This window comes from Escherichia sp. HH091_1A, from assembly GCF_030295175.1.
In the GTDB taxonomy this organism is placed as follows: domain Bacteria; phylum Pseudomonadota; class Gammaproteobacteria; order Enterobacterales; family Enterobacteriaceae; genus Escherichia; species Escherichia coli_F.
Genome location: NZ_AP025747.1, coordinates 1,384,200 through 1,408,505, shown reverse-complemented (window position 1 = coordinate 1,408,505; position 24,306 = coordinate 1,384,200). Strand labels below are relative to the sequence as shown.

General features: G+C 50.4%; 24 protein-coding genes. 14 read left to right on the top strand and 10 right to left on the bottom strand.

What is annotated here, in order from left to right; genetic code table 11:
• Positions 1-186: 186 nt before the first annotated feature.
• From QUF14_RS06850 to ydfC, 3 genes are read left to right on the top strand one after another with little or no spacing between them, the layout of a single operon-like run.
• On the top strand, positions 187-342 hold the full coding sequence (locus QUF14_RS06850) for a DUF1391 family protein (protein WP_000379589.1): 156 nt from the start codon (positions 187-189) through the stop codon (positions 340-342).
• A 1-nt stretch (position 343) separates the two neighbouring features.
• Positions 344-472 carry a protein YdfB gene (gene ydfB, locus QUF14_RS06845; protein WP_000344964.1) on the top strand — a complete coding sequence of 43 codons (129 nt, stop codon included), beginning with the start codon at positions 344-346 and terminating at the stop codon, positions 470-472.
• Between the two features lie 29 nt (positions 473-501).
• Positions 502-720: a protein YdfC gene (ydfC, locus tag QUF14_RS06840; protein ID WP_001171906.1), complete on the top strand. Its 219-nt coding sequence runs from the start codon at positions 502-504 to the stop codon at positions 718-720.
• A gap of 135 nt (positions 721-855) precedes the next feature.
• On the opposite strand, the gene QUF14_RS06835 is transcribed toward ydfC, so the two are convergent.
• Positions 856-1,311, bottom strand: a complete 456-nt coding sequence (locus tag QUF14_RS06835; RefSeq protein WP_286333488.1) for a hypothetical protein — start codon at positions 1,309-1,311, stop codon at positions 856-858.
• Between the two features lie 538 nt (positions 1,312-1,849).
• Here QUF14_RS06835 and dicB point away from each other — a divergent pair.
• The 7 genes from dicB to potD all read left to right on the top strand — a co-directional run bounded on the left by dicB (position 1,850) and on the right by potD (position 8,168).
• Entirely contained in the window at positions 1,850-2,038 is a 189-nt protein-coding gene (dicB, locus tag QUF14_RS06830) for a cell division inhibition protein DicB (RefSeq protein ID WP_000854558.1), read from the top strand.
• Positions 2,035-2,226: a DUF1482 family protein gene (locus QUF14_RS06825; RefSeq protein ID WP_001070255.1), complete on the top strand. Its 192-nt coding sequence runs from the start codon at positions 2,035-2,037 to the stop codon at positions 2,224-2,226. The genes dicB and QUF14_RS06825 overlap by 4 nt, the downstream gene beginning before the upstream one ends.
• 93 nt (positions 2,227-2,319) lie before the next feature.
• Positions 2,320-4,746 carry a 3'-5' exonuclease gene (locus QUF14_RS06820; RefSeq protein ID WP_065275690.1) on the top strand — a complete coding sequence of 809 codons (2,427 nt, stop codon included), beginning with the start codon at positions 2,320-2,322 and terminating at the stop codon, positions 4,744-4,746.
• Positions 4,747-4,807: 61 nt separating this feature from the next.
• Complete coding sequence (locus tag QUF14_RS06815) at positions 4,808-5,077, top strand: excisionase (protein WP_000003742.1); 270 nt, start codon at positions 4,808-4,810, stop codon at positions 5,075-5,077.
• Positions 5,046-6,164 (top strand): phage integrase Arm DNA-binding domain-containing protein, encoded by a 1,119-nt coding sequence (locus QUF14_RS06810; protein ID WP_000074979.1) that lies wholly within the window; start codon positions 5,046-5,048, stop codon positions 6,162-6,164. Before QUF14_RS06815 ends, QUF14_RS06810 begins: the two co-directional genes overlap by 32 nt.
• A gap of 166 nt (positions 6,165-6,330) precedes the next feature.
• A complete protein-coding gene (potC, locus tag QUF14_RS06805; protein ID WP_000580316.1) occupies positions 6,331-7,125 on the top strand; it encodes a spermidine/putrescine ABC transporter permease PotC in 795 nt (264 codons plus the stop codon).
• Positions 7,122-8,168, top strand: a complete 1,047-nt coding sequence (gene potD, locus QUF14_RS06800; RefSeq protein WP_000759309.1) for a spermidine/putrescine ABC transporter substrate-binding protein PotD — start codon at positions 7,122-7,124, stop codon at positions 8,166-8,168. Before potC ends, potD begins: the two co-directional genes overlap by 4 nt.
• A 212-nt stretch (positions 8,169-8,380) precedes the next feature.
• Here potD and cobB read toward each other — a convergent pair whose 3' ends face one another.
• The 5 genes from cobB to lolC are packed head-to-tail and all read right to left on the bottom strand — an operon-like array spanning position 8,381 to position 13,295.
• Entirely contained in the window at positions 8,381-9,202 is an 822-nt protein-coding gene (gene cobB, locus QUF14_RS06795) for a Sir2 family NAD+-dependent deacetylase (protein WP_000952729.1), read from the bottom strand.
• 15 nt (positions 9,203-9,217) lie between these two features.
• Positions 9,218-10,129 (bottom strand): N-acetylglucosamine kinase, encoded by a 912-nt coding sequence (gene nagK / locus QUF14_RS06790; RefSeq protein ID WP_000291250.1) that lies wholly within the window; start codon positions 10,127-10,129, stop codon positions 9,218-9,220.
• A 28-nt stretch (positions 10,130-10,157) separates the two neighbouring features.
• A complete protein-coding gene (lolE, locus tag QUF14_RS06785; protein ID WP_001251355.1) occupies positions 10,158-11,402 on the bottom strand; it encodes a lipoprotein-releasing ABC transporter permease subunit LolE in 1,245 nt (414 codons plus the stop codon).
• A complete protein-coding gene (lolD, locus tag QUF14_RS06780) occupies positions 11,402-12,103 on the bottom strand; it encodes a lipoprotein-releasing ABC transporter ATP-binding protein LolD (RefSeq protein WP_001033693.1) in 702 nt (233 codons plus the stop codon). The genes lolE and lolD overlap by 1 nt, the downstream gene beginning before the upstream one ends.
• Entirely contained in the window at positions 12,096-13,295 is a 1,200-nt protein-coding gene (gene lolC, locus QUF14_RS06775) for a lipoprotein-releasing ABC transporter permease subunit LolC (protein ID WP_000284708.1), read from the bottom strand. Before lolC ends, lolD begins: the two co-directional genes overlap by 8 nt.
• 262 nt (positions 13,296-13,557) lie before the next feature.
• Between lolC and QUF14_RS06770 the strand changes: the two genes are divergently transcribed.
• From QUF14_RS06770 to ldtC, 3 genes are all read left to right on the top strand, one after another.
• Positions 13,558-14,631 carry an acyltransferase family protein gene (locus tag QUF14_RS06770; protein ID WP_000810234.1) on the top strand — a complete coding sequence of 358 codons (1,074 nt, stop codon included), beginning with the start codon at positions 13,558-13,560 and terminating at the stop codon, positions 14,629-14,631.
• Between the two features lie 127 nt (positions 14,632-14,758).
• Positions 14,759-18,205, top strand: a complete 3,447-nt coding sequence (gene mfd, locus QUF14_RS06765) for a transcription-repair coupling factor (protein ID WP_001354916.1) — start codon at positions 14,759-14,761, stop codon at positions 18,203-18,205.
• A gap of 143 nt (positions 18,206-18,348) precedes the next feature.
• Entirely contained in the window at positions 18,349-19,311 is a 963-nt protein-coding gene (ldtC, locus tag QUF14_RS06760) for a L,D-transpeptidase LdtC (RefSeq protein WP_100734027.1), read from the top strand.
• Positions 19,312-19,393: 82 nt separating this feature from the next.
• Here ldtC and bhsA read toward each other — a convergent pair whose 3' ends face one another.
• Positions 19,394-19,660 carry a multiple stress resistance protein BhsA gene (gene bhsA, locus QUF14_RS06755; RefSeq protein ID WP_100734028.1) on the bottom strand — a complete coding sequence of 89 codons (267 nt, stop codon included), beginning with the start codon at positions 19,658-19,660 and terminating at the stop codon, positions 19,394-19,396.
• A 240-nt stretch (positions 19,661-19,900) separates the two neighbouring features.
• Here bhsA and comR point away from each other — a divergent pair, with 240 nt between their 5' ends.
• A complete protein-coding gene (comR, locus tag QUF14_RS06750; RefSeq protein WP_001356845.1) occupies positions 19,901-20,533 on the top strand; it encodes a TetR family copper-responsive transcriptional repressor ComR in 633 nt (210 codons plus the stop codon).
• A 62-nt stretch (positions 20,534-20,595) separates the two neighbouring features.
• Here the strand turns inward: comR and QUF14_RS06745 are convergent, their stop codons facing one another.
• The 3 genes from QUF14_RS06745 to QUF14_RS06735 all read right to left on the bottom strand — a co-directional run bounded on the left by QUF14_RS06745 (position 20,596) and on the right by QUF14_RS06735 (position 24,017).
• Positions 20,596-21,135 (bottom strand): glycine zipper 2TM domain-containing protein, encoded by a 540-nt coding sequence (locus tag QUF14_RS06745; RefSeq protein WP_024212305.1) that lies wholly within the window; start codon positions 21,133-21,135, stop codon positions 20,596-20,598.
• Positions 21,136-21,361: 226 nt separating this feature from the next.
• Complete coding sequence (ndh, locus tag QUF14_RS06740) at positions 21,362-22,666, bottom strand: NADH-quinone dehydrogenase (RefSeq protein WP_000211045.1); 1,305 nt, start codon at positions 22,664-22,666, stop codon at positions 21,362-21,364.
• Positions 22,667-23,036: 370 nt separating this feature from the next.
• The gene (locus QUF14_RS06735) at positions 23,037-24,017 is read right to left on the bottom strand and encodes an IS110-like element IS621 family transposase (RefSeq protein WP_000399629.1); all 981 of its coding nucleotides are present in this window, start codon (positions 24,015-24,017) and stop codon (positions 23,037-23,039) included.
• Between the last annotated feature and the right edge of the window lie 289 nt (positions 24,018-24,306).

Sequence of the window (24,306 nt, the reverse complement as noted above, 5' to 3'; positions counted from 1 at the left end):
TCCTTCTTTTCATACCAACCCACCCCGCCCCACAGAATGCAGGGCAATACTTCGAGTTACCAGGCAGTGGTCAGGGGTTAAGTAGCCAGCCCGAGGCGTAAGAACATGACGGCAGGGTTCAACTTTAATAACTATGCAGCAGGTTTTTGTTCCGCTACCCCGGCGTTAAGGGGAAATGAGGTCAGCATGGATACTATCGATCTTGGCAACAGCGAATCTCTGGTATGTGGCGTGTTCCCCAACCAGGACGGTACGTTCACCGCGATGACGTATACCAAAAGCAAAACGTTTAAAACCGAAAATGGTGCCCGTCGCTGGCTGGAAAGAAACTCAGGTGAGTGATATGGATTTCGACACAATCATGGAAAAGGCTTACGAAGAATACTTCGAAGGCCTTGCCGAAGGCGAAGAAGCTCTCAGCTTCAGTGAGTTTAAACAGGCGCTTTCCAGCTCGGCAAAATCTAACGGCTGATAAGCGAAGCAGCACCGCGAGGAATCAGTATGCAGAAACGAGACCCCGTCATCATCGCGCCAGACTATACCGATGATGAACTTTATGAGTGGATGCGCCAGAAAATTAATGCAGCGCAGGATCTGAAATGGGCCAATGAAGCCAGGGCTAAGCAGGCTGAAAATCTGTCCGCTCTGGAGCAGGATATCACCAAGCTGGAAAAAGCAGCGGCATTAAGCATTGCCAGAATGATTACATACCCGCGTTAATAGCTAACCAACGAAGCTAAGGTTGGTAATTAAGGAGTTCTCCACGGGTCAGGTGGAGTGCGTGCGCCGGACACGGGTGAGCATCCGGTACGTTCTTTAAAAATCTGGATAGTCCCAACTTATTTAAACGGTTAATTATCTTGAGTTCATCCAGAACTTATTATTGCAAGCGGGGCAAAAAGTACGAAAATGAGCATCAAAGCGCATTATTTCCATTGGCTGAAGTACAGATATTACCTTTTTTCCAAAACATTGTGGGCAAAGAGGCACAGTTATCTCAGTATCGCCTATAAATTGCTTCTTGGAATATACAAGGGTTCCAGAATCAAGCTTGTTAAGCTTGTAACCTTCCGCCTGTCGCTGAAAATCTTCTGTCTCTGCAATTTTTGCTTTGAGATGCATTATCTCTTCATCACGAAAGCGGATCGCATCGCAAAGAGAGAAGCATTCCGCCTGAAGCGTGATTAGTTTGTTCTGAAGTTCAATAGTTGCGGCTTTAACTTCTGCATCCGTTTTTGCGTCATTAATAACCTTAGCGAGACCAGCTGTCTCCTTTATCGCAGCCATAGCCGCTGACAGTTCTGCTATCACGTTGAGTACTCTTCTCGTTGTTGGGGATATCCGGATTATACAAATTTCTTGTTGTTGGGGAATAACAGGAACCACCTCGCCTGACGTGGTTAAAAGCAGGCACACAACGCGAAAGCGTACGGCGAGGTAGCTGGTTTATAGATAGCCTGTCGTTAAATTTTCGTCGACCGTGCGCTTCCGGTTGTGGCACTCCGCGAAATGGCGCGGCGGTAAGTATGGCGGGGTTATTCCTTCCCCGTTGAGAACACCGGGTTGTCAGGTTGACCATACGCTTAAGTGACAACCCCGCTGCAACGCCCTCTGTTATCAATTTTCTGGTGGCGTTTGGCGGTATCAGTTTTACTCCGTGACTGCTCTGCCGCCCTTTTTAAAGTGAATTTTGTGATGCGGTGAATGCGGCTAAGCGCACGCGGAACAGTTAAAACCAAAAACAGTGTTATGGGTGGATTCTCTGTATCCGGCGTTAATTGTTAACTGGTTAACGTCACCTGGAGGCACCAGGCACCGCATCACAAAACTCATTGTTGAGGGCGCGATAATGAAAACGTTATTACCAAACGTTAATACGTCTGAAGGTTGTTTTGAAATTGGTGTCACTATCAGTAATCCTGTATTTACTGAAGATGCCATTAACAAAAGAAAACACGAACGGGAGTTATTAAATAAAGTATGCATTGTTTCAATGCTGGCCCGTTTACGTCTGATGCCAAAAGGATGTGCACAATGAATCCAGTATTTGCACTTATTCTGACGGTTTTTCTTGTTTCCGGAGAGCCAGTTGATATTGCAGTCAGTGTTCACAGAACAATGCAGGAATGTATGGCAGCAGCAACCGAACAGAAAATTCCAGGCAACTGTTATCCGGTCGATAAAGTTATTCACCAGGATAATAACGAAATCCCAGCAGGATTTTAAAACAGCACCGTAATAAATATCCAGTTTCATTCTTATATGTCAGCAATGGCAGAGATTTGTTCACCCTTAAATCTGTGATGAGGTTTATCAATAATGAGCACTGATAAAGAAGAATTTGCACTATATTGCGAAGCAAAAAATGACAAAGTAAGAAAACGCCTAGGAATTAAAGGTGGTTTTTACTGGACTACAGCAAAAAAATTATCTGTTGCAATCTCCCGCTGCATTACCGCAATGGATGACAACGATTATGATGAAGACGACTTTAAAAAACCCGTCCGCGTCAATTTGCCCGTTGTTGACGACCTTCCGCCAGAAGGCGTGTTTGATACTGAATTCTGCAACCGCTATGAAAAAGGCGGGAAAGATGGCATCACAATGACATTTATCGGCCCTTCCCCCTCTGTTCAGGACAAACCAGCCAGCACTGACAATACCAACATCAACGGCGAAGACATGACTGAGATTGAGGAGAGCATGCTTCTGCCTGTCTCCGGTCAGGAACTGCCCATTCGTTGGCTTGCTCAACACGGCAGCGAAAAACCAGTAACGCACGTTTCACGCGACGAACTCCAGGCATTACACATTGCACGGGCTGAAGAACTACCGGCTGTTACTGCCCTGGCTATTTCGCATAAAACCAGTCTGCTCGACTCGCTGGAGATTCGCGACCTCCACAAACTGGTTCGTGACACTGACAAAGTTTTCCCTAATCCTGGTAATTCAGACCTGGGACTAATAACTGCTTTTTTCGAAGCATACCTGGACGCTGACTACACTGATCGGGGTCTGCTGACAAAAGAGTGGATGAAAGGAAATCGTGTTTCACGCATCACCCGCACGGCTTCCGGTGCTAATGCTGGCGGTGGGAACAAAACCGATCGCAATCCGAATTTAGTACACACCCTCGACACACTGGATGTGGAGATTGCAGCAGCCACACTTCCGATGGATTTTAATATTTATGAAATTCCGGGCAGCGTTTATCGTCGCGCAAAAGAAGTAGTCCTGAAAAAAGAAAGTCCGTTCAAAGAATGGTCCGCAGCACTTCGTGCAACCCCGGGTATTCTGGACTATTCCCGCGCCGCTATTTTTGCACTTATCCGAAGCGCACACCCTGAATTTTATCACTACCCGGGACGCCTTCAGGGGTATATCAACGCCTATTTGACGGAAACTGATCACGAGAACCCCAGCAAGGAAACTCTCACAGCTGCCCGGCATACGCCGGAAAAAGATATCCTGGAAGAAATTAACCGCGAGGTGGTTACTGAACGTGAAACAGAAGAAGAAAAACCACAACCATCTGACGCAATGGCAGGTGAACAGGCAACAACTGAAACAATGGAACCGGATACAACTGAACATTGCCAGAACGCTCAGTCGCAGGTGAGTTCCGCTAACCAAGTAAAAGTCACCGCTGACGAAGTAAACAAAATTATGCAGGCAGCCAATATCAGCCAGCCTGACGCCGATAAGTTACTTGCTGTATCGCGTGATGAATTTGTTGAGGGGATTAGCGACCCTAATGATCCGAAATGGGTCAAGGGGATCCAGACTCGCGATTCTGTGAACCAGAACCAGCATGAATCGGAACGGAACGACCAAAAAGCGGAACAAAACAGCCCAAATGCGTTACAAAACGGGCCAGAAACGAAACAATCCGAACCAGTAGCGCAACAGGAACCGGAAAAAGTCTGCACCGCCTGCGGTCAGAGCGGTGGCGGCAACTGCCCTGATTGTGGCGCGGTGATGGGCGACGCAACATACCAGGAAACATTCGATGAAGAGAATCAGGTTGAAGTTCAGGAAAATGATCCGGAGGAAATGGAAGGCGCTGAACATCCACACAAGGAGAACCCTGGCGGCAATCAGCATCACGCCAGCGATAATAAAACTGGCGAGGCGACAGATCCCTTAATTAAGGTGAATGGTCATCATAAGCTCACATCCACCAGCAGAGCGGGGATTCATCTGATGATCGACCTTGAAACCATGGGAAAAAATCCCGATGCCCCGATTATCTCAATAGGCGCAATATTTTTCGATCCACAAACCGGAGATATGGGACCGGAATTTAGCAAGACCATCGATCTGGATACTGCTGGCGGAGTCATTGATCGTGACGTCATTAAATGGTGGCTGAAGCAATCACGTGAGGCGCAGTCTGCCATTATGACCGATGAAATCCCGTTAGATGATGCACTACTGCAATTGCGGGAATTTATCGACGAAAACTCCGGTGAATTTTTTGTTCAGGTCTGGGGTAATGGGGCCAACTTCGACAACGTGATTTTACGCCGTTCATACGAACGACAGGGTATCCCCTGCCCGTGGCGCTACTGCAACGATCGCGATGTACGCACAATCGTTGAGCTGGGGAAAGCCATAGACTTCGATGCCAGAACTGCTATCCCATTCGAAGGTGAGCGCCATAATGCACTGGATGACGCCCGTCACCAGGCAAAATACGTTTCAGCTATCTGGCAAAAACTGATCCCGAATCAGGCTGATTTTTAATGTTCAACCGTCGCCAGTTGTCGTTGATATTCTGCAACTGGCGCGTTCCGGAGTGATAGCCATGAGCGAACAGTACCTGATAACGCTCGACGAGTGGAAACCAAAACGGTTCAGTCTCCCAATAACAAACACTACCCTGGTGAAATACGGAAAACTAGGATACATCGTTCCAAGACCACAAAAAATTCGTGGGCGTTGGCTGATAGATCGCCGAGCAGTATTTGTTGGGCCTGGTGAAACGGGAATTGCGCCGGAAATTCATACTGGCGATGATGATGCACTGAAGGAGATTTTAACTCATGTCACCGAGGCCACGAAAAAACAGCACTGACGTAGCCGGTCTTTACGAAAAGTTTGATCGCAGAACTGGCAGAGTTTACTACCAGTATAAAAATCCTGTGACTGGAAAATTTCACGGACTCGGAACAGACAAAGGTAAGGCAGAAAAAATCGCTTCCACAGCCAATCAGCGAATAGCTGCAGCAGAAGCTGAATATTTCATGCGCAAAATTGATGAAAGTCCGTCAGCAACAAAACGTCGGGGTATCAGATTAAAGGCATGGGTTGATCGATATCTGAAAATACAGGACACGCGACTGAAAAATGGAGATATTGCAGCTACAACTCACAAAGAAAAAACTCGAATGGCTGCATACCTGGTTTCCCGTCTGGGAAACCACCCATTGAAAGAACTGGAAGTAAGAGACTTTGCATTAATACTGGATGAGTGGCTGGATAAAGACATGGTCAGCACAGCGAGAGTAAATCGTGGATTATGGGTTGATATTTATAAAGAAGCACAGCATGCAGGGGAAGTTCCTCCTGGATGGAATCCTCCGGAGGCTACCCGTAAACCGATCCCTAAAGTAACCAGAGCCAGACTCACCCTGGAAGACTGGCAAAAAATTTACAACGCAACGCCTGAAAAACACTTTATCCGTAACGCAATGCTTCTTGCGATTGTAACTGGTCAGCGCCGTGATGACATTTGCCACATGCGTTTTTCAGATGTGTGGAACGAACACTTGCATATCACCCAGGGAAAAACCGGAATGCGTCTGGCGTTACCGCTTACACTACGCTGTGATGCCATTGGGATAACGTTAAAAGAAGTTATTGATGGGTGCCGAGACAGAATATTAAGTCCATATCTAATCCATAGTCGGCACCAGAAACAACCGAAGTCGATGAGTAAAGACAACCTGAGCGACTACTTTGCCAAAGCACGGGATCTGGCTGGGATAATTCCACCAGCAGGAAAAACTCCGCCAACATTTCATGAACAACGCTCTCTATCAGAACGGCTGTACCGTGCACAGGGTATCGATACAAAAACATTACTAGGACATAAAGTCCAGGCAACCACCGATCGCTATAACGATACTCGAGGTCAGGAATGGGTTAAGTTGGTTATTTGACAAACACCATATGGAATATCCGTCACCATCTCAGGAAAAAAGTGTTGTAAAATGCGTGGCCTAGTTTTGGGGAAACGTTTTGGAGAGATTTTGGAGAAAGGAAAAAATTGAATAAATTCAAAATCCTGAAAGTGTCCCGCCTTATGAATAAGAAGGTGGAACTCGAATGATCGGTCGACTGCTTCGCGGCGGTTTTATGACCGCTATCTACGCGTACCTGTATATCCCAATCATTATTTTGATTGTGAACTCCTTTAACAGCTCGCGCTTTGGCATCAACTGGCAGGGTTTTACCACCAAATGGTATAGCCTGCTGATGAACAACGACAGCCTGTTACAGGCAGCGCAGCATTCACTAACAATGGCGGTGTTTTCGGCGACGTTTGCTACGCTTATCGGTTCACTGACGGCAGTTGCGCTGTACCGTTATCGCTTTCGTGGTAAGCCGTTCGTTAGCGGAATGCTATTTGTGGTGATGATGTCACCAGATATCGTAATGGCGATTTCGCTGCTGGTGCTGTTTATGCTGCTGGGTATTCAGCTTGGCTTCTGGTCGCTGCTGTTCTCGCATATCACCTTCTGCCTGCCGTTTGTGGTGGTGACGGTGTATTCGCGCCTGAAAGGTTTTGATGTGCGAATGCTGGAAGCGGCGAAAGATCTCGGTGCCAGCGAATTTACCATTCTGCGAAAAATCATTCTGCCACTGGCAATGCCAGCGGTAGCTGCGGGCTGGGTGTTAAGCTTTACCCTGTCGATGGACGACGTGGTGGTTTCTTCGTTTGTCACCGGGCCGAGTTATGAAATTCTGCCGTTAAAAATTTATTCGATGGTCAAAGTCGGCGTATCGCCGGAAGTTAACGCGCTGGCAACCATATTACTGGTGCTGTCGCTGGTGATGGTAATTGCCAGCCAGCTTATTGCTCGTGATAAAACGAAAGGTAACACAGGGGACGTTAAATGAAAAAATGGTCACGCCACCTGCTCGCGGCGGGTGCTCTGGCACTGGGCATGAGCGCCGCTCACGCCGATGACAACAACACGCTGTATTTCTACAACTGGACCGAGTACGTGCCGCCAGGACTGCTTGAACAGTTCACCAAAGAAACCGGTATTAAGGTTATCTATTCGACTTACGAGTCGAACGAAACCATGTACGCGAAGCTGAAAACGTACAAAGACGGTGCCTATGACCTGGTGGTTCCTTCAACCTATTACGTCGATAAAATGCGTAAAGAAGGGATGATCCAGAAGATCGACAAGTCGAAGTTAAGCAATTTCAGCAACCTCGATCCAGACATGCTCAACAAGCCGTTTGACCCGAATAACGACTATTCCATTCCGTATATCTGGGGTGCGACGGCGATTGGCGTTAACGGTGATGCGGTGGATCCGAAATCTGTCACCAGCTGGGCCGATCTGTGGAAACCTGAGTACAAAGGCAGCCTGCTGCTGACCGACGATGCCCGTGAAGTGTTCCAGATGGCGCTGCGTAAGCTGGGCTACTCCGGTAACACCACCGATCCGAAAGAGATTGAAGCTGCATACAACGAGCTGAAAAAACTGATGCCAAACGTCGCGGCGTTTAACTCCGATAACCCGGCGAACCCGTATATGGAAGGCGAAGTTAACCTCGGCATGATCTGGAACGGTTCTGCTTTCGTTGCACGCCAGGCGGGTACGCCAATTGATGTGGTGTGGCCGAAAGAAGGCGGCATTTTCTGGATGGACAGCCTGGCGATCCCGGCAAATGCCAAAAACAAAGAAGGCGCGCTGAAATTGATCAACTTCCTGCTGCGCCCGGATGTGGCAAAACAGGTTGCTGAAACTATCGGTTATCCAACGCCAAACCTCGCCGCGCGTAAGCTGTTAAGCCCGGAAGTGGCGAACGATAAAACGCTCTACCCGGATGCTGAAACCATTAAAAATGGCGAATGGCAGAATGACGTTGGCGCAGCCAGCAGCATTTATGAAGAGTATTATCAGAAGCTGAAAGCAGGACGTTAATTCAGCAAGCGGGCGGTGATATTACCGCCCGTTTTTTATTTAGCAAGGATGTGGCTAATGTTGCTGTTATGGACGAGTAAACGCTAAAAGAGGCAGTAAATATGCCAGATGCGGCGTCAACGCCTTCTCTGGTCTACGACACCCGCAAATTCAATTCATTGCGCCCCATCGCAGGCCTGATAAGCGTAGCGCATCAGGCAATGCTTCCTGCTTTATAAGCCCTTCAGCAACTTTTCAACAAACTCTGGCACCACCTGGCTTGCCGGGCCGTAATATTTCTCGGCAAATTCATTACCGACCTGACTCGGTTCAAGATTGAGTTCCACAGTGTGCGCACCATGCAGTTTCGCTTCGTGAACAAATCCAGCCGCCGGATAAACATGCCCGGAAGTACCAATGGCAATGAAAATATCGGCCATCGACAACGCCATATAAATTTCATCCATGCCGAGTGGCATTTCGCCAAACCAAACGACGTGCGGGCGCAAGGGTGCCGGGAACTGGCAACAATGGCATTTATCTTCTGGCGTAACGTCTCCGGTCCAGTCGAGAATCTGACCACTTTGCGAACAGCGAACTTTCAGCAATTCCCCATGCATATGAATCACATTGGTATTACCTGCGCGTTCGTGCAGATTGTCGATATTCTGCGTCACCAGCAAAAAGCGATCGCCGAGAGCATCTTGCAGTTTAGCCAGCGCAAGATGCGCGGCGTTAGGCTGAATTTCTGGCTGCTGCAGCTGTCGACGGCGGGCGTTATAAAACGCTTGTACCAGTTCAGGATCGCGATCGAAACCTTCCGGCGTTGCCACATCTTCAACCCGATGTTCTTCCCACAGGCCATCTGCGGCGCGAAAGGTACGAATACCTGATTCCGCAGAAATACCTGCCCCAGTCAGTACGAGTACTCTTGGTTTTTCCATTGCTTCCGGCACCACTTTATCTCTGAAAAAAATACGCTGACGCAAACGCTCGCGCAGGCGGCGTTTATTTTTACGAAAACGACTTAACCGATGACCCCGACGCGACAGCATAGCAACCTCTGTTGTTTAATCGGTTAGATGTAGGAAAGCCGCACCACGCATTCCTCCCGCATCACCGTGGCGCGCGCGTTCAATGCGCGGAACACGAGCTACAGGTAAGAGATGACGAGGCAGCCTGTCCGCCAGTTGCGTTGTGATTGCCGGGAAATTCGATAAGCCACCACCAATGACGACCAGGTCAGGGTCAACAATGGTCAGGATATTTCCCAGACAAACCGCTAATAAATCCAGATAACGCTCAACGTGCGCCCTTGCCTGCTCATCGCCTTGATCATAAAGCGCAATAATTTCGGGAGCCTGCAACGGTTGATGATAATAGTGTTGATACAGCCACGCAAAACCGCGACCAGACAGATAATTTTCAATGCAGCCATGCTGACCACAGCCGCAGCGGCGTAATGGGAAATCCAGCCCCATCATGGTTAACGCATCAACCGGCAGACGCATATGGCCAAACTCGCCGGTAATATAGCTTTTACCGGTAATTGGTTTACCGTTGAAAATCAGCCCGCCGCCAACGCCGGTGCCGAGAATCAACCCCATCACCAGTGGATATTGAGTAAATTCATCATCCCAGGCTTCTGAAAGGGCAAAACAGTTGGCATCGTTATCAAGGCGGACATCGCGATCAAGACGTACGCTCAGGTCGGCACGCAGCGATTTACCGCTGGCAGCGGGGACATTGGCGGCATACAGCGTACCATCTTCTGTTTCCGGCATTCCCGGAATACCGATGCCTACAGAACCTTTACAGCCAAAACGCTTATCGGCTTCAGCCACCAGCTCGCACACTGCATCTAAAAATGCGTCATAGCTGTCACGCGGTGTCGGCACCCGCTTTTCCCACTGCAACTGCCGACCGCTATCAAACACGCCAAGCGCAATTTTTGTTCCACCAATATCAAACCCGTAATACATTGCCGCTCCTTGTTTTAATGTACTGCCTTTACTGGCCGCTAAGGACTCGCGCAGGGTCAATATTACTGGCGCGCCGCGCCGGATACCAACTTGCCAAAAGACTCAGCAACAATGCTGTGACCAGTACGTAGAAGACGTCCAGCCAGTGCAATTCCGATGGCAGGAAGTCAATAAAATAGATATCGCTGGAGAGGAACTGATGACCGATCAGCTTTTCAATCCACTCAATAATCGGGGTAAGTTGCAGTGAAACCACCACGCCGATAATCACCCCACACAGGCTGCCGAACAGCCCTGCCAGCAATCCATACCAGACAAAGATGGCGCGAATTAAACCATCTTTCGCCCCCAGCGTTCTTAATACTGCGATATCGCCACTCTTGTCTTTCACCGCCATCACTAAGGTAGAGACGATGTTGAAACAGGCCACGCCAATCACCAGTACCATCGCCAGATACATAATGGCGCGGATCATCTGGATATCGCGATACATATAGCCGTAAGTACCAATCCAGCTTTTAATATAAACATAGCTGTTGGTCACTTCACCCGCATCGCGTACCAGCTTATTGGCGTTGAAAACATCCGTCATTTTAAGGGCAATACCTGACACGCTGGAACCCATATCAAGATATTGCTGGGCATCCGCCAGCGGGATCATGGCAAAACTGTGATCGAGTTGGCCACTCAACTGCAAAATACCGGCAACGTGCAAACGCACGCGTTTTGGCTGCATCAGTTTATGCTCGGGATTCGAGTTGGGGATCATAATCGACACCCAATCGCCCTGCTTCACTTTCAGCGCATCCGCCACGCCTTTGCCGATGATAATTTGCTGTTCGCCTGCTTTAAAATTGCTCCACGCATCTTCCTGGACAAACGAGGGTAATGCGCTCAAACGCTGTTCCTGTTGCGGGTTAACGCCCTTGACCTGAATTGCGCGCAAATTGGCACCACTTTCCACCAGCCCGGTGAAATTGATATACGGCGCGGCAGCGGCAATACCCGGCACTTTTTGCACGTTATCCAGGGCTTCTTGCCAGTTAGTCCACGGCTGATCCACCGCCTCAATTTCGCCATGCGGCACCACCGCCAGAATGCGGTTGTTCAGTTCGCGTTCAAAGCCGTTCATCGCGCTTAAGCCGACGATCAATACCGCCACGCCGAGGGCAATGCCAATGGTAGAAATGACGGAGATCAGCGATACCATGCCGCCGCGCCGCCGTCCGCGACTAAAACGCAGGCCAATCAATAACGATAAAGGCATCGCCATTACTCCGCTCCCATCAGGCTCAGTTCCGCCGTCAGACGTCCATCACGCATTTCCAGTTGGCGGCTCATACGTTTCGCCAGTTGCAGGTCGTGAGTAACCACCAGGAAGGCGGTACCCTGCAAACGATTCAACTCCCCAAGCAACTGGAAGATGCTGTCGGCGTTACGTGCATCGAGGTTACCTGTAGGTTCATCCGCCAGTACCAGCCGCGGGTTATTGACCAGCGCACGGGCAATCGCCACACGCTGGCGCTCACCGCCAGAAAGTTCAGATGGACGGTGATTCGCACGATGCTCCAGCTCCACCGCTTTTAACATCTCCAGCGCACGGCTGTTGATTTCAGCGGGCTTTTTCTTGCCAATCAGCAGTGGCATAGCCACGTTTTCCAGGGCGGTAAAATCCGGCAGCAGGTGGTGAAACTGATAAATAAAGCCCAGCTTCTGGTTGCGCAGCTCTGCTTTCGCCGCCGAAGACAGTTTGCTCATCGGTTGACCGTTAAAGATCACATCGCCGGAGGTTGGCGTATCCAGCCCGCCCAGCAGGTGCAGCAGGGTACTTTTACCAGAACCAGAGCTACCGACGATCGCCATCATTTCACCTTCGCCGACGCTGAAACTGACATTGTGCAGTACATCGGTTTGCACACTGCCTTCCTGATAGCGTTTGCACAGGTTGTCGCATTGCAACAGGATCTTATTCATAACGTAAAGCCTCAGCGGGTTGAGTGGCGGCAGCGCGCCATGAAGGGTAAAGCGTAGACAGCAGCGCGATAGCCATCGCCACCAGCGCAATAACAATGACCTGTAAAGGTTCGATAGCGACTGGCAGTGCCGCACCATCAAGCAGTACGCCGATTATCGGCATCAGATTATTCAACTGGCTGGCAAGCAGTGCGCCAAGCGCCGCTCCGAGGATCGCACCGATAATCCCGGCGCTGGCCCCTTGCACCATAAAGACCATCATGATTTGTCGCGGAGTTAAGCCTTGCGTTTGCAGGATCGCTACTTCGCCCTGCTTCTCCATCACCATCAGCCCTAGCGAGGTAATAATGTTAAACGCCGCTACGGCAACAATCAGGCTCAGCAGCAAGCCCATCATATTTTTTTCCATGCGTACGGCCTGGAACAGCTCGCCTTTACGATCACGCCAGTCCTGCCATTTGCTGCCTTCAGGCAGTTTTTGCTGGCTTAAAGAATCAACTTTCAGCGGCTCATCCAGCCACAAACGCCAGCCAGTGATATTGCCTGCCGGATAACGCATCAGACGCGAGGCATCCTCAATATTCACCAGCATTTCATAGCCATCGACTTCACTGTTGGCGGCGAAAGTGCCAATCACATTGAACAGGCGCTGGCTTGGAATACGCCCCATCGGCGTGAACTGGCTGGCAGACGGCACCATCACGCGGATTTGATCACCGCGATTGACACCTAACTGTGAGGCAAGTTGTTCGCCGAGAATGACATTATATTTCCCCGGTTCGAGATCAGCTTGTTTCACATTGACCAGATACGGCGTTAGTGGATCTTTTTGCGCCGGATCGATACCCAGCATCACCCCGACCGCCACGCTGCGTGCACTTTGCAGTACCACATCACCGGTAGTAATAGGTGCGACGCGATTAACACCGTCCAGTTTGACTGCCGTTTCCGGGAGTTGCTGCGGGTTAAGAGAGCCATGCTCAGAAGAGAGAATTGCCTGTGGCATCAGGCCAAGGATGTTGTTTTGCAGCTCGCGCTCAAAGCCGTTCATCACTGACAATACTGTGACCAGCGCCATCACCCCGAGGGTAATGCCGATGGTAGAAAGCCAGGAGACGAAGCGACCGAAGCGATCCGCTGCACGCCCACGCATGTAACGCAGGCCAATAAATAGAGCGACAGGTTGGTACATGAAATCCGTCTGGTTGCTGTTAGCAAAGACACGAGTATATAAGCGAAAGCAAGATGGGTAAACGTCTGAACTGTAAGTGATCGTCAGGGCTAATCTGAAAAGTCCCCGTAAATCAATCGGCTAAATTGCCATGTTTTATCATCAATCTTGCCGCCTGATCTTAATCTGAAAAATCATCCAATACAGACAGATACCCATTACACCTCGGGTCATAACCCGCAGGATCAACCGCATGTAAATTAAAAAAGAGCGTGTTGTCCTGATGAAACAAAAAGAGCTATGGATTAACCAGATCAAAGGGTTATGTATTTGTCTGGTGGTGATTTATCACTCGGTCATTACCTTTTATCCGCATCTGACCACTTTTCAGCATCCGTTATCGGAAGTCCTGAGCAAATGCTGGATCTATTTCAATCTTTACCTTGCCCCCTTTCGTATGCCGGTTTTTTTCTTTATTTCCGGCTATTTGATTCGCCGCTATATCGACAGCGTACCCTGGGGAAATTGTCTCGATAAACGGATCTGGAACATCTTCTGGGTGCTGGCGCTTTGGGGCGTAGTGCAGTGGCTGGCGATAAGTGCACTAAATCAGTGGCTGGCACCTGAGCGCAATTTAAGTAATGCCTCCAATGCCGCTTATGCCGATTCTACCGGTGAGTTCCTGCACGGGATGATCACCGCCAGCACCAGCTTGTGGTATCTGTATGCTTTAATTGTCTATTTCGTGATATGTAAAATTTTTAACCGCCTGGCCCTGCCGTTATTTGTTCTGTTTGTACTGATGAGTGTGGCGGTTAATTTCGTACCCACACCGTGGTGGGGAATGAACAGTGTGATCCGCAATTTGCCTTATTACAGCCTTGGCGCATGGTTTGGCGCAACATTAATGACCTGTGTTAAAGCGGTGCCGTTGCGCCGCCATCTGCTGATGGCTTCTTTGCTGGCTGTTCTGGCGGTCGGTGCCTGGTTGTTTACTATCTCGCTGCTGTTGTCGCTGGTATCGATTGTGGTGATCATGAAACTGTTTTATCAGTACGAGCAACGTTTCGGTATGCGCCCCACCAGCCTGCTGAATGTGATTGGCTCCAACACCATTGCTATCTACACCACCCATCGCATTCTGGTTGAAATATTCAGCTTAAGCCTGATTCCGCAAATGAACGCGGCACGCTGGTCGCCGCAAGTCGAACTGACGCTCCTGCTGGTTTACCCCTTTGTCAGTTTGTTGATTTGTACTGTTGCGGGCTTGCTGGTAAGAAAACTTTCACAGCGCGCATTCAGCGATCTGTTGTTCTCCCCGCCTTCTCTGCCCGCTGCCGTCAGTTACTCCCGCTAAGCCATCGCCCCAGCCGGGGCGATTCAATTTGCTAAACCATGTCGATTACGGATAATGAACAGCATTGCTTATCAGAGATATGCCCCCATATGTTGAGGCATATCCTAACGAGAATCTGACAACCGTTATGCCTGAACAATATCGTTATACGCTGCCCGTCAAAGCGGGTGAGCAGCGTCTGCTGGGCGAGTTAACTGGCGCTGCCTGCGCGACGCTGGTAGCGGAAATTGCCGAACGTCACGCCGGTCCGGTGGTACTTATTGCACCAGATATGCAAAATGCTCTGCGTTTGCATGATGAAATCAGCCAGTTTACCGATCAGATGGTGATGAATCTGGCGGACTGGGAAACCCTTCCCTACGACAGTTTTTCACCTCATCAGGACATTATCTCCTCACGCCTTTCCACTCTTTACCAGCTACCGACGATGCAGCGTGGCGTACTGATTGTTCCGGTGAATACGCTTATGCAGCGCGTTTGCCCGCACAGTTTCCTCCACGGCCACGCGCTGATGATGAAAAAAGGTCAGCGGTTATCTCGTGATGCCTTGCGTACGCAACTGGACAGTGCCGGTTATCGCCATGTTGACCAGGTTATGGAGCACGGCGAATACGCCACGCGCGGCGCGTTGCTGGATCTTTTCCCGATGGGCAGCGACTTGCCTTATCGTCTTGATTTTTTTGATGATGAAATTGACAGTCTGCGGGTGTTTGACGTCGATAGCCAGCGCACGCTGGAGGAAGTAGAAGCGATCAATCTGTTGCCCGCGCACGAATTTCCGACCGATAAAGCGGCGATTGAACTGTTCCGCAGCCAGTGGCGCGATACCTTCGAAGTGAAGCGCGACCCGGAACATATTTATCAGCAAGTGAGTAAAGGCACATTACCTGCCGGGATCGAGTACTGGCAGCCGCTATTCTTCAGCGAACCGCTGCCGCCACTGTTCAGTTATTTCCCTGCCAATACGCTGTTGGTGAATACTGGCGATCTGGAAAACAGTGCCGAACGTTTCCAGGCTGACACGCTGGCGCGTTTTGAAAATCGCGGCGTCGATCCGATGCGTCCACTGTTGCCACCACAATCGCTCTGGCTGCGGGTAGACGAGCTCTTTTCAGAGCTAAAAAACTGGCCGCGTGTGCAGCTAAAAACTGAACATTTACCGACAAAAGCAGCGAATGCCAATTTAGGTTTCCAGAAGCTGCCAGACCTGGCCGTTCAGGCACAACAAAAAGCGCCGCTGGATGCGCTGCGTAAGTTCCTCGAGTCTTTCGACGGTCCGGTGGTGTTCTCGGTAGAAAGTGAAGGTCGCCGTGAAGCGCTGGGTGAACTGCTCGCGCGAATTAAAATTGCTCCTCAACGCATTATGCGTCTTGATGAAGCCAACGACCGTGGGCGTTATCTGATGATTGGCGCTGCCGAACATGGTTTTGTCGATACGGTACGTAATCTGGCGCTGATTTGCGAAAGCGATCTGCTCGGTGAACGCGTTGCCCGTCGTCGTCAGGATTCTCGCCGCGCCATCAACCCCGATACACTGATCCGTAACCTTGCGGAGCTGCATATTGGTCAGCCGGTGGTCCATCTGGAGCACGGCGTCGGGCGCTATGCAGGAATGACCACGCTGGAAGCCGGCGGCATTACCGGCGAGTATTTGATGCTCACCTATGCCAACGACGCCAAACTGTATGTTCCGGTGTCGTCACTGCATCTGATTAGCCGGTACGCAGGTGGCGCGGAAGAAAATGCCCCGCTGCATAAACTTGGCGGCGATGCGTGGTCACGCGCGCGGCAGAAAGCGGCGGAAAAAGTGCGTGATGTGGCGGCAGAATTGCTGGATATCTACGCGCAACGCGCCGCCAAAGAGGGCTTCGCGTTTAAACACGATCGTGAACAATATCAATTGTTCTGCGACAGCTTCCCGTTTGAAACCACGCCGGATCAGGCGCAAGCCATTAATGCAGTGCTTAGCGATATGTGTCAGCCGCTGGCGATGGATCGTCTGGTGTGCGGCGATGTTGGCTTTGGTAAAACAGAAGTTGCGATGCGCGCCGCTTTCCTGGCGGTAGATAACCACAAGCAGGTGGCGGTGCTGGTGCCTACCACCCTTCTCGCGCAGCAGCATTACGACAACTTCCGCGACCGTTTCGCCAACTGGCCGGTACGCATCGAAATGATCTCCCGTTTCCGCAGCGCCAAAGAGCAGACGCAAATCCTTGCGGAAGTGGCGGAAGGGAAAATCGATATTCTGATCGGTACGCACAAACTGCTGCAAAATGACGTCAAGTTTAAAGATTTAGGTCTGCTGATTGTCGATGAAGAACACCGCTTCGGGGTGCGTCATAAAGAGCGCATTAAAGCGATGCGGGCGAACGTGGATATTCTGACACTTACCGCAACGCCGATCCCACGTACGCTGAATATGGCGATGAGCGGAATGCGCGATCTGTCGATTATTGCCACGCCGCCAGCCCGTCGTCTGGCAGTTAAAACCTTTGTTCGTGAGTACGATAGTCTGGTGGTACGGGAGGCGATCCTGCGCGAAATTCTGCGCGGGGGGCAGGTTTATTATCTCTACAATGATGTGGAAAACATTCAGAAAGCCGCCGAACGAATGGCAGAACTGGTACCAGAAGCGCGGATCGCCATCGGTCACGGGCAGATGCGCGAGCGCGAACTGGAACGGGTGATGAATGATTTCCATCATCAACGTTTCAACGTGCTGGTTTGTACCACCATTATCGAAACCGGGATCGATATCCCGACTGCCAACACCATTATCATCGAGCGAGCGGATCACTTCGGTCTGGCGCAGCTGCATCAGTTGCGCGGTCGAGTCGGACGTTCGCATCATCAGGCATATGCATGGCTGCTGACGCCGCATCCAAAAGCGATGACCACCGATGCGCAAAAACGTCTTGAAGCGATTGCCTCGCTGGAAGATCTCGGTGCAGGTTTTGCGCTGGCAACGCACGATCTGGAGATCCGCGGCGCAGGTGAACTGCTTGGCGAAGAACAAAGCGGCTCAATGGAAACCATCGGTTTCTCGCTGTATATGGAGTTGCTGGAAAACGCCGTCGATGCGCTGAAAGCCGGACGCGAGCCATCGCTGGAAGATCTCACCAGTCAGCAAACAGAAGTCGAGCTGCGGATGCCGTCGCTATTGCCAGATGATTTCATTCCTGACGTGAATACGCGTTTGTCATTCTATAAACGTATTGCCAGCGCCAAAACGGAAAACGAACTGGAAGAGATCAAAGTTGAGCTTATCGATCGCTTCGGCCTGCTGCCGGATCCGGCGCGTACCCTGCTGGATATTGCCCGTCTGCGCCAGCAAGCGCAGAAACTGGGGATCAGGAAGCTGGAAGGTAATGAGAAAGGTGGGGTGATCGAATTTGCCGAGAAGAATCACGTTAATCCGGCCTGGTTGATTGGTTTGCTGCAAAAACAGCCACAGCATTACCGCCTTGATGGTCCGACGCGCCTGAAGTTTATTCAGGATTTGAGCGAGCGGAAAACGCGTATCGAATGGATTCGCCAGTTTATGCGTGAACTGGAAGAGAACGCGATCGCTTAATGGTAAATCGGGGGCGTTTCTGCGCCCCCATATCCAACATTTACAAATTATTTGCACTTCCCTGCACTATCCGACACTGTCACCATCCATAATTCATACTTATCTTTTTATTACAATAACCTTATATTTATTATGGATTTTTGGTGATGATCAAAACGCGTTTTTCTCGCTGGCTAACGTTTTTTACGTTCGCCGCTGCCGTGGCGCTGGCGCTACCGGTAAAAGCCAACATCTGGCCGCTGCCGCCAGCGGGCAGTCGTCTGGTTGGCGAAAACAAATTTCATGTGGTGGAAAATGACGGTGGTTCTCTGGAAGCCATCGCCAAAAAATATAATGTCGGCTTTCTCGCTCTGTTACAGGCTAACCCCGGCGTTGATCCTTACGTGCCGCGCGCGGGTAGCGTGTTAACGATCCCGTTGCAAACCCTACTTCCAGATGCGCCGCGCGAAGGCATTGTGATCAATATTGCGGAACTGCGTCTCTATTACTACCCGCCGGGTAAAAATTCGGTAACCGTGTATCCCATCGGCATTGGTCAGTTGGGTGGTGACACGCTGACACCGACAATGGTGACCACCGTTTCTGACAAGCGTGCAAACCCAACCTGGACGCCAACGGCAAACATTCGCGCGCGGTATAAGGCACAGGGAATTGAGTTGCCTGCGGTAGTTCCGGCTGGACCGGATAACCCAATGGGCCATCATGCGATTCGTCTGGCGGCCTATGGCGGTGTTTATTTGCTTCACGGTACGAACGCCGATTTCGGCATTGGCATGCGGGTAAGTTCTGGCTGTATTCGTCTGCGGGATGACGATATCAAAACACTCTTTAGCCAGGTCACCCCAGGTACCAAAGTGAATATCATCAACACCCCGATTAAAGTCTCTGCCGAACCAAACGGTGCGCGTCTGGTTGAAGTACATCAACCGCTGTCAGAGAAGATTGATGATGATCCACAGCTGTTGCCAATCACGCTAAACGGCTCAATGCAGGCGTTTAAAGATGCAGCGCAAACTGACGCTGAAGTGATGCAGCATGTGATGGATGTCCGTTCCGGGATGCCGGTGGATGTCCGCCGTCATCAAGTGAGCCCACAAACTTTGTAAATCCTGGATAAAAAAATCCCCGCGACACGGCATGTCGCGGGGAAAAAAATCAGCAGTAGCAGGCATTAATGAGGGTTAATGCTTATTTATAAATTACTGCTGTTCCATGGAGGGTATTCGGACCGGTTACAGAAGTAATACGGAAAGATTTTGCGCCCATCTCATCCGCTTTTTGCGCCAGCTGCTCTTCCAGCGATCCCAGCGATCCCAGATTTGTCCCCGCGTTAGCACTGATAGTACCGACTTTTTGTTGGCCTTCTGGCGTTGACTGAACTTCGACAGCCGCAAAGCTGGCAAATGACATGGAGCTTAAAATCGCCGCAGCGATGAGGGTTTTTACGTTTTTCATAATAGTGGCCTTATGCAGATGAATGACGTCGCAAGCAATTACTTAACGATCGATAACTAAATGATAGATGTGATCTGGATCACATACAAGATATTTTTTATAACAATCATTAATTAATTTAAAAATCTTTAAATTTCAGTTAAATAGAAAGCAATTATTTTTATGGTTTGTGGACTGGTGAACGGAGGTGATTATTTTTATAATAACCTTTCATTCACAGTCACCAGGTACAACGGCATCATGGCAACTGACTCAACACAATGTGTAAAAAAAAGCCGTGGCCGCCCAAAAGTGTTCGACAGGGATGCCGCGCTTGATAAGGCCATGAAATTGTTCTGGCAGCACGGTTATGAAGCGACTTCTCTTGCGGACCTCGTCGAAGCGACCGGAGCCAAAGCGCCCACGCTATACGCGGAATTTACCAACAAAGAGGGGTTATTCCGCGCCGTACTCGACCGCTATATCGATCGTTTTGCCGCTAAGCATGAAGCACAGCTGTTTTGTGAAGAGAAAAGCGTGGAGTCTGCGCTGGCTGACTATTTTGCTGCCATCGCCAACTGCTTTACCAGCAAAGACACCCCGGCTGGCTGCTTTATGATCAACAACTGCACCACCCTCTCCCCGGATTCCGGAGATATCGCCAATACGCTGAAATCACGCCATGCGATGCAAGAGCGCACTTTGCAGCAGTTTTTATGTCAACGACAAGCGCGCGGGGAAATCCCGACCCACTGTGATGTGACGCATCTGGCTGAATTCCTTAATTGTATTATTCAGGGGATGTCGATCAGCGCACGCGAAGGTGCATCGCTGGAAAAACTGATGCAGATTGCCCGAACGACTTTGCGTTTATGGCCCGAACTGGTGAAATAAGGCGCAAAAAAAAGCCCCTCAGCCTGAGCGAATGGGGGGCTAAATTGCAGAATACAGCCTTGTTATACTTTGTTATTCAAAATCAGTTGCCCCTTGCCATCTAACGGGATCTGCGTACCCGGATCGCGGTCCATGCGGATTTTGCCCTGCTGATCGCCAATCTTATAGGTCACATCATAACCGAGCATTTTTTCTGACTTGTCATACACCGTTTTACAACGCTGTTGCGTAGTCGTGTAAGTATCGCTTTCCTGGAGAGAGCCCTGGATCTGGTTACCGGCATAGCCACCTCCCAGCGCCCCCACAACAGTGGCGACATCTTTACCGCGACCACCGCCAAACTGATGCCCTATCACGCCGCCAGCAACAGCGCCGAGCACCGACCCGGTAATGCGATTTTCATCCTGCACCGGTCGACGATGGGTCACTGTGACGTTGCGACACTCCTGACGCGGTGTTTTAACCGTTTCCTTGATTGGGGTTGCAGAAACAACCTGAGCGTATTGCGGGCCACGTTCAAACACGTTCAGACTGGCCACTGCCGCTACGCCCAACGCAGCTGCGACACCAATCCCCATACCCGCCAACATTGATTTATTCACGGGAACACCTCCTTCTTTGCTGTTATGCCAATCATGCAAGTGAAGGAGAAAAGCAGCTATCAGACAGAAGATGAAAAGCGCGGGAATGGCTGGAAATACTTAGGGATTCGGAGGAGTCTGAAGGAATGCCTGATGCGACGCTTAACGCGTCTTATCAGGCCTACCGCTCGTACCATTTGTCCAGGGCGGATAAGGCGTTTACGCCGCATCCGCCAGTACAAGCCGATTAATGCAACTTCAAACGTGGACGGATAACGCGGTTAATACTCCCCACCAGCATCATTAATCCGGTTTTAAAGTAACCATGCAGCGCAATCTGATGCATTCTGTATAGCGAGATGTATACAAAGCGCGCAATTCGTCCTTCAATCATCATTGAGCCGCGCGTCAGGTTACCCATCAGGCTACCAACGGTGGAGAAATTCGACAACGATACCAGCGAACCGTGATCTTTATACTGATAATTTTTCAGCGGCTTACCGTTCATCTGCGCCAGAATGTTGTTCATTGCGCAGGTTGCCATCTGGTGTGCGGCCTGCGCACGCGGCGGAACAAAGCCCCCTTCCGGACGCGGGCATGACGCGCAGTCGCCAATAGCGTATATGTCTGGATCGCGAGTGGTTTGCAGCGTCGGTTCCACCACCAGCTGGTTGATACGGTTGGTTTCAAGACCACCGATATCTTTCAGGAAGTCTGGCGCTTTGATCCCGGCTGCCCACACCATCAGATCAGCCTCAATATATTCACCATCTTTAGTGTGCAGGCCGCCTTCATCAGCACTGGTGACCATGGTTTGCGTCAGCACGCGAACGCCAAGTTTCGTTAACTCATTATGGGCCGCAGCAGAAATACGTGGCGGCAACGCAGGCAAAATACGTTCGCCCGCTTCTACCAGCGTTACGTTCAGGGCTTCGTTGGTCAGACCTTTATAACCGTAGCTGTGCAGTTGCTTGACCGCGTTGTGCAATTCTGCGGAGAGTTCTACACCCGTCGCGCCGCCGCCGACAATCGCAATGTTCACTTTACCATTCGCGCCCAGGTTGGCGGAGTATTTCAGGAACAGATTCAGCATCTCCTGGTGGAAACGACGCGCCTGATGCGGGTTATCGAGGAAAATGCAGTTCTCTTTGACTCCTGGCGTATTGAAATCGTTAGAGGTGCTGCCCAACGCCATTACCAGGGTGTCATAGGCGATTTTACGTTCCGGAACCAGCAGTTCACCTTTCTCGTCGCGCAGTTCTGCAATAGTGATTGTTTTCGCTTCACGATCAATATCAATGACGGAACCCAGCTGGAACTGGAAACCATGATTGCGCGCATGGGCCAGATAGCTCAACGCATCGACGCCTTCATCAAGCGAGCCAGTCGCCACTTCGTGCAGCAGCGGTTTCCACAAGTGGCTGTGGTTACGATCGACCAGCGTAATTTTGGCTTTTTTCTTGCGTCCCAGCTTATGTCCCAGCTGTGTCGCCATTTCCAGCCCACCAGCACCGCCGCCGACAATCACAATTTTTTTCAATGGCGTAGTCAACGTGACCCCCTTAAATTTATTAACCAATTGTTAACTAATGGTTATTAGCATAGCTCTTAATTAACAACAGGTTACAGCAATGAAAATGTTCTTCGTTATTGAGAATAACATGAATGGTGCATTGGTCATACCAAAATTGATGTTAATCAAGTTTTGTTGCTGAAAAGATAGGCTGATTTGCCGGATGAGATCAAAAAATACAGCTTATTGTTTATTATTTAAACGAACCCAGGAGGGTGAGACGTATATGGAGGGCGTTTGGTAGATACTGTTATGGCCTGCAAGTTTTTTTCTACCCCGGTTTCCCAGATTGCAGGCATGCCAGACACAGCGCCGTCAGGCGCTGTTTTTTTCATCCCTTCCGCGATTTTTACGCAGCTACCGGATTATGCCGTGACGCATCGAACGGGACCCCTGACTTCAGCACGCCATACGCCACCTGTGCCAGCTTGCGCATCATCGCGCCGAGAATCACCTTTCCTTTCTTGCCATTAGCCGCCAGACGGTCGCGGAACGCCCGTCCCCACTCAGTCTTACTGGTGGCTACCATTGCAGGCATATACAACGCCCTGCGAAGCGACACATGTCCGGCTTTACTCAACCGGCTTGCCCCTCTCACACTACTGCCTGATTCATAACGCCGTGGTGTCAGACCCGCAAAAGCGGCGAACTGTCTGGCATGGGCGAAGCGGTCCTTCAGACCGATATAAGCCAGTAATACCGCAGATGTTTTCTCTCCGATACCCGGGATACTTTCCAGCAGTTTCCTGCGGTGTTTCATATCCGGATCATCGTCTGTCAGGTCTTTTATCTGCTTCTCAAGACGCTTCAGCTCTGCTTCAAGCCACAGAAGGTGAGCATCAATGCTCGGTCTCTGGACTTCCCGCGCCGTTTCAGTGCGGTTCAGTTCCTGCGTGTGCATATCTGTCAGCGCCTGGTGGCGTACTACCAGGGCACGCAACGCGCGTTCAAGCGGGTGAGGCGCTTCCCAGGCTGCAGGGCGCTTCTGACGACAGAACTCTGCCAGCATGCGCGCATCCACGGTATCAGTCTTGTTACGCAGTCCTTCACTCTGAGCGAAAGCTTTACCCAACGCAGGATTAATGACTGACACTATGTAGCCTGCATCGTAAAGGCACTCTGCGACAGGTTCCATATAGGTGCCGGTCGCTTCGATGCAGATATGCGCATGGTCAATCTTGTGACCCTTCAGCCAGCTCACCAGCTCATCGTGCCCTTTAGTGGTGTTAGCGAATTTTTTGGTGCGATGACGACCATCAGGACGCAACACATCGACATCCAGTTTCTCTTTAGCGGTGTCGATACCGATATAATGAAGTTCATGTTCCATCGTGAAACCAACCTTGCAAATACGGATTACCGGGAAAACCGGTCCATGATACTGTCCGGTTTATCACTTTGGGAGAAAGGCAGTCCGCTGCATAAATCTACGCAACAGGTTGAAAACCTAAGGCCCGATACGGCATGCGGACTGCAGGCAGAGAAAACTGGCCGATTTTCTCTGCACAGGAGGGATAATACAAGGCCTGATAAGACGCGAACGGCGTCGCATCAGGCACATTGCCAGTGTCGGATGCGGCGTGAACGCCTTATCCGACCTACAGAATTTACAGAATCTG

Coding starts and splice junctions, on each gene's coding strand:
- QUF14_RS06815 (WP_000003742.1), top strand. CDS start 4,808: ATGAGCGAACAGTACCTGATAACGCTCGACGAGTGGAAACCAAAACGG.
- lolE (WP_001251355.1), bottom strand. CDS start 11,402: ATGGCGATGCCTTTATCGTTATTGATTGGCCTGCGTTTTAGTCGCGGA.
- nagK (WP_000291250.1), bottom strand. CDS start 10,129: ATGTATTACGGGTTTGATATTGGTGGAACAAAAATTGCGCTTGGCGTG.
- potD (WP_000759309.1), top strand. CDS start 7,122: ATGAAAAAATGGTCACGCCACCTGCTCGCGGCGGGTGCTCTGGCACTG.
- dicB (WP_000854558.1), top strand. CDS start 1,850: ATGAAAACGTTATTACCAAACGTTAATACGTCTGAAGGTTGTTTTGAA.
- potC (WP_000580316.1), top strand. CDS start 6,331: ATGATCGGTCGACTGCTTCGCGGCGGTTTTATGACCGCTATCTACGCG.
- QUF14_RS06820 (WP_065275690.1), top strand. CDS start 2,320: ATGAGCACTGATAAAGAAGAATTTGCACTATATTGCGAAGCAAAAAAT.
- bhsA (WP_100734028.1), bottom strand. CDS start 19,660: ATGAAAAACGTAAAAACCCTCATCGCTGCGGCGATTTTAAGCTCCATG.
- comR (WP_001356845.1), top strand. CDS start 19,901: ATGGCAACTGACTCAACACAATGTGTAAAAAAAAGCCGTGGCCGCCCA.
- QUF14_RS06735 (WP_000399629.1), bottom strand. CDS start 24,017: ATGGAACATGAACTTCATTATATCGGTATCGACACCGCTAAAGAGAAA.
- lolD (WP_001033693.1), bottom strand. CDS start 12,103: ATGAATAAGATCCTGTTGCAATGCGACAACCTGTGCAAACGCTATCAG.
- QUF14_RS06770 (WP_000810234.1), top strand. CDS start 13,558: ATGAAACAAAAAGAGCTATGGATTAACCAGATCAAAGGGTTATGTATT.
- lolC (WP_000284708.1), bottom strand. CDS start 13,295: ATGTACCAACCTGTCGCTCTATTTATTGGCCTGCGTTACATGCGTGGG.
- QUF14_RS06825 (WP_001070255.1), top strand. CDS start 2,035: ATGAATCCAGTATTTGCACTTATTCTGACGGTTTTTCTTGTTTCCGGA.
- ydfC (WP_001171906.1), top strand. CDS start 502: ATGCAGAAACGAGACCCCGTCATCATCGCGCCAGACTATACCGATGAT.
- cobB (WP_000952729.1), bottom strand. CDS start 9,202: ATGCTGTCGCGTCGGGGTCATCGGTTAAGTCGTTTTCGTAAAAATAAA.
- QUF14_RS06850 (WP_000379589.1), top strand. CDS start 187: ATGGATACTATCGATCTTGGCAACAGCGAATCTCTGGTATGTGGCGTG.
- QUF14_RS06810 (WP_000074979.1), top strand. CDS start 5,046: ATGTCACCGAGGCCACGAAAAAACAGCACTGACGTAGCCGGTCTTTAC.
- mfd (WP_001354916.1), top strand. CDS start 14,759: ATGCCTGAACAATATCGTTATACGCTGCCCGTCAAAGCGGGTGAGCAG.
- ydfB (WP_000344964.1), top strand. CDS start 344: ATGGATTTCGACACAATCATGGAAAAGGCTTACGAAGAATACTTCGAA.